Here is a 12,375-nt window from a genome sequence, read left to right on the forward strand (position 1 = left end):
CACAAGACGGTACCTTAGCTCAGATGGTAGAGCAATGGACTGAAAATCCATGTGTCCCTGGTTCGATCCCTGGAGGTACCACGAAACCCGAATAGCAATATTCGGGTTTTTTGTTTTTATGATTTAACCACTTTATAATCCTTATACTGTTAAAAAAACAAAAGTCAATAAATAGATTGTTTTTGTTAAAAAAGTATTAAGTGAATAAAAAAATATCTTATATATTCGTAAAAATATATTTTTATCATCTAATCACTAATAAGTATACAAAACAGTTTTTATGAGCAAAACTTCTACTAAAGGTATTTGGAAAGTTATTTCGGCGTCCTCAATGGGAACAATGATTGAATGGTACGATTTTTATATTTTTGGAAGTTTAGCGGTTGTTATCTCAACAAAATTCTTTCCAAGCGACAATCCCACTGCTGCCTTTTTATCCACTTTAGCGACATTTGCTGCTGGATTTGTTGTACGCCCTTTCGGAGCTTTATTTTTTGGAAGACTAGGCGATATTATTGGACGTAAATATACTTTTATGGCCACATTGCTCTTAATGGGAGGTTCTACTTTTTTGATAGGCTGTATTCCGAGTTATGAAACCATTGGCTTTTTTGCTCCTTTATTAGTGTTAATGCTGCGCTTGCTTCAAGGACTCGCTTTAGGTGGCGAATATGGTGCGGCGGCGACTTATGTTGCAGAACACGCTCCGGTAGGACAAAAAGGATACTGGACTTCTTGGATTCAGACTACGGCGACTGTTGGATTATTTATTTCATTGATGGTAATTCTAGCCACAAAAAACATACTTTCTGCAGAAGATTTTGACACTTGGGGATGGCGTGTTCCGTTTTGGGTTTCGATCGTGATGGTTGGTGTTTCATATTTAATCAGAAAAAATATGGACGAATCGCCTGTATTTGCAAAAGCCAAAAAAGAAGGAACAACAAGCGCAAATCCGTTGAAGGAAAGTTTTGGAAACCGATATAACCTAAAATTTGTTTTGCTAGCTCTTTTTGGCGCTACAATGGGACAAGGAGTTGTTTGGTACACAGGTCAATTCTACGCGATGAGTTTCATGAAAACTGTGATGAATGTCGATTCTTCGCAAGTTGATGAACTTTTAGGAATCGCTTTACTTCTTGGAACACCCTTTTTTATTGTTTTTGGATGGCTGAGTGATAAAGTTGGACGAAAATACATCATGATGTCTGGAATGCTTTTGGCAATCTTATTTTATAGACCTATCTATAAAATGATGTACAACACGACGGATGTTGCCTATAAGACAGAAATTACTGAAAAAACAACTCAAAATACTGAAATAAATCAAAAAAATGATGCTGTAACAACAATTTCTAAAACCTATACAGACGGAACTTCGTATGTAGAAAAGAAAACTGTTTTTGCAGATAAAAAAGAAGCTCAAACTAGTTTTACTGTCAAAATAAATTCTGGCGATGAATGGACATTGATTTTTTTAGTTTTCATTCAGGTTTTATTTGTCACAATGGTTTATGGTCCAATTGCAGCGTTTTTAGTTGAGATGTTTCCAACTAAAATCAGATATACTTCAATGTCTCTTCCCTACCATGTTGGGAATGGAATTTTTGGAGGATTATTGCCAGCAATTTCAACGTATTTCGTAACACATGCCAAAGCAAACGGAAAACCCGAATTTTATCTTGACGGCCTTTGGTATCCAATTATTATAGCTTCAATCTGCTTTGTAATTGGAATGGTTTACATTGATAACAAAAACAAAACGAATCACCTTTAATACCTACATATAATATGAATACAGTTAAGCAAATTTTAGGTGTTTTGTGGATTATACTTTCCATTGCTGCCGCTTATTTCTGTGTGTTTGAATTTGGCTTGCCCAAATTTTTATCAGACAAACAGGATGATTTGGTATTCGGAATTATAATTCTTTTCATTCTCACCCCATTAATCGTTTTAGGCTTGGGAACTTTTGGCTATTTTTCTCTGATTGGAGAATACAATGAGAAAAAATAACCAAAACGACTTAAACAAAAAAGGGCTGTCTAAAAATAGACAGCCCTTTTAACTACTAAAAAACCAAAATTTAAATACCTATTAAAATTTTAAACTTGAAAACTTCTTTAGCTTTTTGTCTAAATTTTAAAGAGATGTATTTATTTCTTAATGAATTTCATTACCTGAATTTTATTATTTTCATCGTGTGCTTTGACCACATACAATCCTGTTTTCAGATCACTTACATTATATTGAAAATCTGCATTTCCATTAGAAGTAAAACTTTTCACTAATTGTCCTGATATTGCATACACCTGAACTTTTGAAAACGCACTATTTAAAGTGAAATAATTTGAAACTGGATTTGGATATAAATTTACGGCACTTGTTTGTCCGAAATCTGGAATTGCCAAATTGGCCGTTTTATTTCCATAAATTCTATATTCTCCAGGAGCTAAATTTACTGTCGCATTCACATCGGTAACATTTAAAGAAGAATTGTCCATTAAATTATACCAAGTTCCTGTGTATTGAAAACCTGTGGCAACATTTTGTGGTATTACATCAAAATTGGCCAAAATCAAAACATCTTTTAATTGAGTCGCTGCCAAATTGCTGTTTGTAATTTTAATATTTACTGTCAATGTATTTGCATTTGCCATTGTCGCTGTTCCTGAGAAAACAGGTTCGGTCACCTTCATATTGATCATTTTAGCCCAATCATAATAAATTTTATTGCGATTTGTGTCGCCTAACCAATTTTCTGCCCATTGTGGCTGTGGTTTTGTATCAAGCTTGCAATCGCCAGCAATAGTTGCCGAAGCATCATTTACAGTTCCGTCATTACAAGTATAAATCGAATCATCCCATCCTAATTCTCCAAAATGCCAAATCATTTTTGGTCCCGGAATCAAAAGCGAAACAGCTCCAATAGCTGACATTCTTGACAACGCTGTATTTAAGTTTTTCACATTATAAGTTCCTGATGTATTTCCGTACTGAACATTTTTATACATCAAGCGTTCTTCGTCATGACTTTCTGCATAACCCATTAAACGATTTCCTGTGAAGCCACGGCTAGAACTCATCATTCTCGAAATATTGCTGCTTGACGAATATCCCATTGACAATTGATTGTACTGATCTGTCATTTTTCCCCACATCATTACACCTTTGCTTGGCGTTTCTGCAACACGGTAATTTGCCCATTGTTGCTCTTCGCTGTCAGAACCTAAGTGTTCAAAAATGGTATAATGCGTTGGGTCAAGACTCCAAGAATAATCAGCATATTTTTTCAAGATATCAACTCGATCTTGCTGATAAGCATTGGTACAAGATTCATCTGAAGCTGTACAAGCCTGAGTAAATCCTTTGGTTAAATCCCAACGGAAACCATCAATTTTGTATTCTTGAATCCACTGTTTCACCACTCTTTCTACATAATATTGTGTTTTTAAAGATTGATGATTAAAATCTTCTCCCACACTATAAGAGTGTTTTGCAACCGTATTGAAATACGGATTCTCTGAAGTTGGTGATCCAAAACCATCTCCGTCAGGATCATTCATCCACATTCTAACCATTGGATTTCTTCCAAAAGCATGATTTAAGGCAACGTCAAGAATCACTGCAATTCCGTTTTGGTGACACAAATCAATAAATTCTTTTAATTTGTCTGAAGTCCCATAAAATTTATCCAAGGCCATATGGAAGGAAGTATTGTAACCCCAGCTTTCATTTCCTTCAAATTCCATTACCGGCATTAATTCAATAGCATTTATTTTAAGTGTTTTAAAATAATCTATACGATCAATCAAAGTCTGATAATTTTTCTTCGCATCAAAATCTCTAACCAAAACTTCATAAACAACTAACTTGTCTTTTTCTGGTTTTGTAAAATTTGTTACTTGCCAATTGTATGGCGTTTGTCCCGTTTTAAGAACTGTAACTTCAAAATTTTGTCCAGCCGGATAAGCAGGTAAATTTGGATATGAAGTCGCAGGAATTCCTGGATCATCATATGGTGATAAAACCAAAGTTGAATAAGGATCTGCCGTTTTTACTAATGCAGGAGAATTTGCTATTGGCGTGCTCTCTCCTACCCAATATTGATATGTATTATTTGCTCCCGAAACCAATCCTGTCAATTCCAACCAAAATTTATCAGAAGACGGATCTTTTTTCATGGCATATGCTGTTGTTGGTTGCCAATTATTGAAACTTCCAGCAACGTAAACAAAATCTTTTAAGGGCGCATCTAAAACCAAAGTTGCTTTTGTTGCATCTGTGGCATTATAATTTATTCCATCAGCCAAACCTGCTGGCATAGCCTCTGAAACTGTATTTGGATTTATAACAACCGAAAACTTTTTAGAAATTGTAACAGCGCCTTGAACCGCCACTAGCTCATAACTTTGATTTTCGGTAATATTATTTGCAGTATAGGAATAACTTGCTGTACTTGCATTAGTATCAATTGTAGTTCCGTTTGACTTTAGCGTATAACTTGCTACTCCATTTGTATTTGTTGCTCCAATATTAAAATTAGAACCAGACGCCAGAATTGTTGTGCTATTTTCGGCAGGAGAAGTCAAGGTTACTTGAAAAGAACCAACTTCGACTAAAATGTCTTGTGATTTTTTGTCTCCAGTTCCGTTTTTAGCTTTAATCAAAAAACCAATTTTTCCTATTCCAGTTGTATTGTAATAAGTGGTTGGCGTAATAGTTTTAGTATACGTATCGGTTCCTGCGTTGTAAGTAAATTTACTTTCTTCGCTTGAAGCTTCCCACGCACCATTGTTTGGAGTTCCTTTTTGAGTTGTGTCATTTGTATCAAATGCCCAGGCCCACATATATAAAGCATTTCCTGTAACACCCCATGTACTCTCGTTTATACTGCTTCCGTTTATTGTAATCGTAATAGAAGTAGTTTCCTCAAAAGTAGATGGACTTACCGAATATGTCACTGTTTGCTGTTGCCCAAATGAAATTGCCGACAACAAAAAGAAAAATAAAAGTAAAGTTTTTTTCATAATTAATATGGTTATTAAAAAAGGCTATCCGTAGATAGCCTTTTTTTTACTAAAATTTTAGTTTTTAGTAAGTGTATAAGTATAATGTCTTGGTGTACTTAAATCCAATGATATAGTATAGTTACCCGCAGAAGGAACTTTTATATTAGTAGGGTCATTAAATTCTAAGACATTGTCTGCACCTGCATCACCATAGTTAATATCCCAACCATCATTTGCTCTGAATTTAATTTCACCCGCAGCCAAAGCAACTTTTAAGCTCCATTTTTTTGCAGTGCTGTCATATGTCATATCAATATCAGCCCCCCAACCATCACCTCCGGTAATAGCTGCTGTTGCGCTTCCTATAACTCCCCATTTAGTAGAAGTTAAAGAATATTTTAATGTTTTTGTATCAGCCTTTACCCAGTAATAACCTGCTGATGCCACTGGAATATTAGCACCTCCGTCAACTGTTAGAGTTCCAGCATCAGCCCCCATTCCAAACTTGTGATCCCAATTTGCTGCAGGTGTAAACAAGAATTCTCCAGGAGCTGCAAAATAAACATATCCTTCAAAAGCAGTTTTACCGTAACCTTCGGCTATAACTTGAGGAGCTGTCGTAGGGGTCCAATCTCCTCCATAACCACTTGCATTTTGATAACCTCCTGGAAGCCACAATTTAGGGCTTTCAGTAGTATAAGCACTTACTGTAATTCCTACTGCAGATGAGTACATTACATTTGAACCATTTGTATCAGATTTTACTCTAACCTCATAATCAGTCGCTGTAAACGGCACTGCACCCAATGCTAGAGCTGCACCGTTCATTTTAGATACAGAAACAGAAGTTTGGTTTTCAGATTTAGTAGAACCTAATTCCTGAGGTGTTTTAAAATTATTTCCTTTCACATCCATTTGTACGGTATAGTTTACTTCAACATCTCCACCATAATTAGCAGATTTCCAAGTAAATCGCTCCGCTTGATTATCTGCTGCATCTGGAGTTAATGTATAAGCTGAGCCAGATGAAGGTGCCGTTAATACTGGTGAATCAATTCCTGTGATAACAGGTCTGTCCTGTACATCTTCAACGCTGCATGATATTGCAACTAATGCTAATAAAGCAATTAGTGATTTTGTTATATTTTTCATTTGGTATATTTTTAGTTAGTTAGTATCCTGGGTTTTGTTTTAAATTTTGATTTGATCCTAAAGCACCTGCTGGTATTGGAAATAAATCTCTAAAAGTCTGAGTTGAAGTTCCGTTTGCGACATTACCTTTCCAAGGCCATAAATAGCTTCCTCCAGTAAATTTCCCAAAACGAATTAAATCGGTTCTGCGATGTCCTTCCCAATGTAATTCTCTAGCTCTTTCATCAAGAATAAAATTCAAAGTAAGATCACCTTGGTTTATAGTAGTCGCATGTGCTCTTGTTCTCACAGCATTTACATAAGTTGTTGCATTACTCATGCTTCCAGCTCCTCTGATTGCACATTCAGCATACATCAAATAAGCATCAGCTAATCTGAAAATTGGAAAATCTGTATCGGCAAAATTTCCTGTTTTATCAGATCCCGAAACACCATTTACATCAACGTTTTTAAATTTCTGTAATGCATATCCATCTGTAAAACTTCCAATATCAGCAATTTCTAAACTTTGACCTGGTGTAAATGCATCAATCCTTGTGTCCGTCCATAGTTTTTGAGGTCCAACTTTAACAGCAGCAGCAGGTACATCAACAACAACTCCATTAAGTGTTATTACGCCATTTTTCGAATTAAATACGTATGTTTTATTGATATCAAATCCAGCTTGATCTGATGCTTTCCCATTCGAATCAAAAAGAAGTCCTTTGTCATTAATTAACTTGTAATTTTTATCAAATTTGTAAAAATCAAATGAACTACTGTTAGCTCCAAAAAAATTAACAAATGAAGAAGTTGTTCGAACTCCTCCCCAGCCTCCGGCAATTCCAAACTCTCCAATTGTCATTGCGCCTCCAACAGGAGCATGTACTAAGAAAGTTGTGCCTCCGTATGTTTGAGTGTTAATTCCGTCAAAAGAAATTGCAAAAATAAATTCATTTTGCGCTCCATTTTTGTTATTATCTGCAAGAAACAATTGGTTGTAATTGTTGTGCAAAGCATAACCTGAAGCGATAACTTTATCTAATAAAGGAACAGCTTCAGCATAATGATCTGTACCAATATAAACTTTAGCATTCATGTATAGTTTAGCCTGAAGCATCCACGCAGCAGCCTGATCCACACGATATGCTTCGTTTGATTTTGGTGCTTTTAATAATGGTGTAATCGCCGTTAACTCATCATCGATAAACTTATAAATCTGAGCTCTTGAAGCATATTCCGGATAGTAGAATGTTGTTGGAGAATCTTCTGTTACGATAGATCCAGCTCCAAAAGTATCTACTAAATGCCAATACGTCATTGCTCGTAAAAAACGAGCTTCTGCGCGAAATGTTTTAATTTCTGCTAATGTTGCAGCATCTGTCAATCCTCTTGCTGCTAATTTTGCATCTGTAGTTTGTCTTAAAAATTCATTACAGTTTACAATCTGGAAAGAAAAACGTGCAAAGGTCGCTGCAATAAATGTATCTGATGATGACCAAGTTTGTGAATGGAAATCTTTAATTGTTCCGTCATTCCAAGCAATAACCGCCTCATCAGTTGTTAATTCCTGCATCATCCAAAAACCTCTAATATATTGACTTGTTCCTTCGTCAATACCAGAAATATCAGGACTTCCTGCAGGACCTTGCTGACCAGTAGTCGCAAAACCAGCATATAATTTTGCTAAATTTTGTTTGTAAGCTGCCGGATCTTTAAAAAGCTCGTCACTACTTACAGAATCTCCGTTATCAGGTGATTGGTTTAGATCATCTGTACATGATGAAAACAACATCGTCATCATAAACAAAGAAATACCTATTAATTTTATTTGTATCTTTTTCATTTTTCTTGTTATTTGAATTAGAAGTTAGCGTTTAATCCTAACATGAAAGTAATTGGTCTCGGATAAACATTATTATCAATACCATTAGAAATTTCAGGGTTCAAACCTTCATACTTTGTAATAGTTAAAACATTCTGAGCAGATGCCGTCAATTTTAACATCGAAATACCTTTGATTTTCTGGTTGAAGGTATAACCAATCGTAACATTATCTAATTTTACGAAAGATGCATCTTGTATGTAATAATCCGAATGCATTTGAAAATCAGTTTGTTTTTTAAACCCTGTCTCTAATAGATTTTCTACTCCATTTGACAAATCATTTTGTCTGCTCGTTATTACATTAACATAAGTTCCATTTCCAGAGTCTACGTTATTGTATAAAAAGTTCCCCCAAGAACCTCTCCAGTTCATAGAAAAATCCCAGTTTTTATAAGTTAAACTAGTATAAAATCCGTAGAAAACATCAGCAGCAGGTTTATGAAAACGATATTTATCATCGGCATTTACAATTCCGTCTTTATTACGATCTACAAAAACTCCATCTAAAGGCTTACCATCTGCCCCGTAAGCTTGCTCATATACATAGAATGAATTAGGTGCATAACCAACTTGGTTATTTTGAATTTTATTTCCAGTTCCTCCAGAAATATTATCTCCAGCTTCTAATCCAGGTGTATTATCCTGAGTTGTAGTTAATTTTGTGATTTTTGAATTTTGGAACGTAATATTTCCTCCAATTTTCCACTCTAAATTATCTGTTTGCACTGGAATAACCTCAGCGGAAAGCTCAATACCTTTGTTTTTAAGACTACCAACATTGTAATTGTCATAGTTAGAAAACCCAAAGAAAGCAGGATTTTGAGTATATAACAATAAATCGTCTGTAGTTCTTTGGTAAACGTCAGCAGTACCCGTAATTCTATTATTAAATAACCCGAAATCTAAACCAATATTTATTGTTGTAGTTTGTTCCCATTTCAAATTACTATTATATGGCTGTGGTCTGTAAGTTGTATAAAAAGTATTTCCAATTTGATATTGTGCAGCACTATTTGAAGCCAAATACAATGGAATAGAAGGATAAGCATTTCCTATATTTTGCTGTCCTGTAATACCCCAACCTCCTCTTAATTTAATAGAGTTAATGCTAGTTACATCTTTTAAGAAATTTTCTTCGTTTAATTTCCAAGCAACAGAAACTGCAGGGAAATTTGACCAACGATATTGTTCCGTAAATCTAGAAGTTCCGTCACGTCTTAAAGAAACAGTTGCTAAATATTTCTCAGCTACAGTGAAATTCGCTCTTCCAAAAAATGATTGTAGGTTAATATGAGTTGGCGTAAATAACTCAACAGTATTTAAATCATTTTCAAAATTGTAATTAGATTTGTTTTTTTCTTCTCTAAAATCCTGATACGTATAGCCTCCTGTTACATCAACCTGAGTATCTATCGCATCAATTTTTTTATTATAGTTCAAGTACAAGTCCATTAACTTGTTATTTCTCTTTTCTATATTTTCATAATTATTATTATATCCTGAACCTTTTAGTCCATTCAAATAATCCGCATCAATTCCTCCGTAACCTCTACCACTCATTTGATCATATCCAAAATTTGCAACTGCCTTTAATTCTGGCAAAAAGTGCATTTTATAATCTAATTGGATATTTCCGATACTTCTATTGAAAGTACCAAAATTATCTTGCTGGTTAATCATTGCTACAGGATTTTTCCCTGCCAATTGATTAAATTCTGTTGGGCTGGTTAACCATTGAAAATAAGTTCCGTCAGCATTTTTTACTGATTGAGTTGGATCGAAAGCTACAGCAGCTCCTACAGCTCCAGTATTACTATAATTACTTTTGATTATAGAAGTATTATTATTAACCTGGATTTTTAAATGATTGTCAAAGAAATCTCCTACCAACGAAACTCCTAAAGTTGTTCTTTCGAAGTTATCTCTTAACAAAACACCATTTAAGTTAGTATACCCTACAGAAGCTCTATAAGAAATGTTATCTTTTCCTCCACTAGCAGAAATATTTTGATCTGTTCCCATAGCGGTTCTGTAAATTTCGTCCTGCCAATTTGTGTTAGCCTGACCCATTACTGCTTGTTGCGAAGCACTTCCATTTGCAGTTACAAAATCTCTAAACTGCCCGCTTGATAAAGCGTCAACTTTTTGAGTTATTTCAGAAACTTGGAAATTACCATTATAACTTACTTTGATATCACCAGCTTTCCCTTTTTTAGTAGTAATAATGATTACACCATTTGAAGCTCTTGAACCATAAATTGCAGTTGCCGAAGCATCTTTTAAAACTGAAATAGATTCGATATCATTTTGGTTGATTGTAGACAATGGGTTTCTTCCGCCTTCAACTCCTCCATTTGCAACAGGAATACCATCAATTACATATAATGGATCATTGTTTGCACTAAGAGAAGATCCACTACGGATTCTTACAATTGGATCAGCTCCTGGAGAACCTCCACCATTAATAATCTGTAAACCAGCAACTTTACCTTGAATCATTTGATCTGCAGATTGCACTGGTCCTTTATTAAAGTCTTTTGCACCTAAAACAGTTACAGCTCCTGTCGCATCTTTTTTCTTAACAGTACCGTAACCTACTTGTACAACAACCTCTTTAAGTTGGTTTGTATCTTCTTCAAGTGAAACGCTTACGTTTTTTTGTCCCGAAAAAGTTACTGTACTGCTTACATATCCAATAAATGACACGACAATTTTATCGCCATTCTTTAAATTTGGCAATTGAAATTTCCCGTCAAAATCTGTAGAAGTACCTGCTTTTGAGCCTTGTACATTTACATTTACTCCCGGAATCGGCTGTCCTGTCGCCTTATCGACAACAGTTCCATTTAATGTGCTTTGAGCGAACACAGCAAACGGCAGCAGTAGGAATAAAAATAACAACTTTTTGTAAATTGTTTTCATACTTTTTGTTTAAATTAGTTTGAGTTTGTGATTGTTAGTTAAGTTTTTAATTTTACTTCGAATTTCAAAATTATGAATTTATTAACACGAACAACCGGTGGCAATTTTTATTGGTTTACGAAAACGTGGTAGTGTTGAAAACTTTCTATTTTTTGTAATCTTTTAAGTCAAAAATTGTCAATACCAAAAATATTATCCATCTTTATTATCAATTAGATTTTTTCCAAAAAACGCTATGAAACGTAAAATAACCTTAAAACAGATAGCAAAAGAACTTGACGTATCTATTTCAACTGTCTCAAAATCACTTAGAAACAGTCTTGAAATAGGCGAAGAAACACGTCTAAAAGTGCAAGCTTTTGCTAAGTTTTACAACTATAAGCCTAACAACATCGCCCTTAGTCTAAAAAACCGAAAAACCAAAAGTATTGGTATTATCATTCCGGAAATTGTACATTATTTTTTCTCTACTGTAATCAACGGAATTGAGCAGGTTGCAAACGAACACGGTTATAGCGTAGTAATCTGTTTATCAGATGATTCCTTTGATAAAGAAGTTTTAAATATGGAAATGCTGGCCAACGGAAGTATCGATGGTTTTATCATGTCGCTTTCTAAAGAAACACAGTACAAAGGTGACTTTCACCACATTACAGAAGTTATCAATCAAGGAATGCCGGTAGTTATGTTCGACCGTGTTACCAATGATATATTGTGCGATAAGGTAATTATTGATGATAAAGCCGCTGCATACGAAGCGGTTCAAAGTTTAATTAATAATGGAAGAAAAAAAATCGCTTTAGTAACAACTGTCGATTATGTAAGTGTTGGAAAACTAAGAACTGACGGTTACGAAAAAGCGCTTTTAGACAACGGAATTCCGTTCAACGAAGATCTAATCATCAAAATTGAAGATGTAGATACCTGCGAAATAACTATTTCTGAGCTTCTGCACGCTAGAGCTTTTGATGCTGTTTTCGCAGTAAATGAGCTTTTTGCAGTAACTATTATCAAAACGGCATCAAAAATGGGATTAAAAGTTCCCGAAGATTTAGCGGTAATTGCATTTACTGACGGAATTATTTCAAAATACTCCACTCCAAGTATTACAACGGTAAGTCAAAGTGGCGAAAAAATGGGCAACAAAGCGGCGAAAATGCTTATTGAACGACTTGAGGCCGAACATGACGACGATGAAGACGAAAACGAAAATTATACTACAGAAGTTATAGAAACTCACCTTATAAAAAGAGAATCTACTGACTAATTTTCTTAAAATCAACGCATTCTAAAGCCATAAAAAATATTTATGGCTTTTTTATTAGCTTAAATAAAAAAATAATTTATACTTTTACGCCCAGTCAAGGCTTTTAGTTTTACTTCGAAAGAAACAAAGTTTTGATAAGCAAAGCGCTTATCGTAT

At 34.7% G+C, this 12,375-nt stretch carries 7 protein-coding genes and 1 tRNA gene; 4 read left to right on the top strand and 4 right to left on the bottom strand.

Annotation, left to right across the window (positions count from 1 at the left end; translation table 11 throughout):
• Positions 1-8 precede the first annotated feature (8 nt).
• The 3 genes from FND99_RS09045 to FND99_RS09055 all read left to right on the top strand — a co-directional run bounded on the left by FND99_RS09045 (position 9) and on the right by FND99_RS09055 (position 2,016).
• Positions 9-81: transfer RNA gene (locus FND99_RS09045), tRNA-Phe, on the top strand.
• A gap of 199 nt (positions 82-280) precedes the next feature.
• On the top strand, positions 281-1,777 hold the full coding sequence (locus FND99_RS09050; protein ID WP_144337646.1) for an MFS transporter: 1,497 nt from the start codon (positions 281-283) through the stop codon (positions 1,775-1,777).
• Between the two features lie 14 nt (positions 1,778-1,791).
• Positions 1,792-2,016, top strand: a complete 225-nt coding sequence (locus FND99_RS09055) for a DUF6814 family protein (protein ID WP_115888113.1) — start codon at positions 1,792-1,794, stop codon at positions 2,014-2,016.
• A 140-nt stretch (positions 2,017-2,156) separates the two neighbouring features.
• Here the strand turns inward: FND99_RS09055 and FND99_RS09060 are convergent, their stop codons facing one another.
• The 4 genes from FND99_RS09060 to FND99_RS09075 are packed head-to-tail and all read right to left on the bottom strand — an operon-like array spanning position 2,157 to position 10,952.
• A complete protein-coding gene (locus FND99_RS09060) occupies positions 2,157-5,030 on the bottom strand; it encodes an alpha-amylase family glycosyl hydrolase (protein WP_144337647.1) in 2,874 nt (957 codons plus the stop codon).
• A gap of 57 nt (positions 5,031-5,087) precedes the next feature.
• Positions 5,088-6,164: a SusE domain-containing protein gene (locus tag FND99_RS09065; RefSeq protein WP_144337649.1), complete on the bottom strand. Its 1,077-nt coding sequence runs from the start codon at positions 6,162-6,164 to the stop codon at positions 5,088-5,090.
• Positions 6,165-6,183: 19 nt separating this feature from the next.
• Positions 6,184-7,989: a RagB/SusD family nutrient uptake outer membrane protein gene (locus tag FND99_RS09070; RefSeq protein WP_144337650.1), complete on the bottom strand. Its 1,806-nt coding sequence runs from the start codon at positions 7,987-7,989 to the stop codon at positions 6,184-6,186.
• Positions 7,990-8,006: 17 nt separating this feature from the next.
• Positions 8,007-10,952 carry a SusC/RagA family TonB-linked outer membrane protein gene (locus tag FND99_RS09075; protein ID WP_144337651.1) on the bottom strand — a complete coding sequence of 982 codons (2,946 nt, stop codon included), beginning with the start codon at positions 10,950-10,952 and terminating at the stop codon, positions 8,007-8,009.
• A 235-nt stretch (positions 10,953-11,187) separates the two neighbouring features.
• On the opposite strand from FND99_RS09075, the gene FND99_RS09080 reads away from it, so the two are divergent.
• Entirely contained in the window at positions 11,188-12,219 is a 1,032-nt protein-coding gene (locus FND99_RS09080; RefSeq protein ID WP_144337653.1) for a LacI family DNA-binding transcriptional regulator, read from the top strand.
• The last annotated feature ends 156 nt before the right edge of the window (positions 12,220-12,375 follow it).

The sequence above is a fragment of the Flavobacterium daemonense genome, assembly GCF_007341385.1.
GTDB lineage: Bacteria > Bacteroidota > Bacteroidia > Flavobacteriales > Flavobacteriaceae > Flavobacterium > Flavobacterium daemonense.

Bases quoted from the DNA above. Each gene is read 5' to 3' on its own strand.
- FND99_RS09075 (WP_144337651.1), bottom strand. From the start codon at position 10,952: ATGAAAACAATTTACAAAAAGTTGTTATTTTTATTCCTACTGCTGCCG.
- FND99_RS09055 (WP_115888113.1), top strand. From the start codon at position 1,792: ATGAATACAGTTAAGCAAATTTTAGGTGTTTTGTGGATTATACTTTCC.
- FND99_RS09065 (WP_144337649.1), bottom strand. From the start codon at position 6,164: ATGAAAAATATAACAAAATCACTAATTGCTTTATTAGCATTAGTTGCA.
- FND99_RS09060 (WP_144337647.1), bottom strand. From the start codon at position 5,030: ATGAAAAAAACTTTACTTTTATTTTTCTTTTTGTTGTCGGCAATTTCA.
- FND99_RS09080 (WP_144337653.1), top strand. From the start codon at position 11,188: ATGAAACGTAAAATAACCTTAAAACAGATAGCAAAAGAACTTGACGTA.
- FND99_RS09050 (WP_144337646.1), top strand. From the start codon at position 281: ATGAGCAAAACTTCTACTAAAGGTATTTGGAAAGTTATTTCGGCGTCC.
- FND99_RS09070 (WP_144337650.1), bottom strand. From the start codon at position 7,989: ATGAAAAAGATACAAATAAAATTAATAGGTATTTCTTTGTTTATGATG.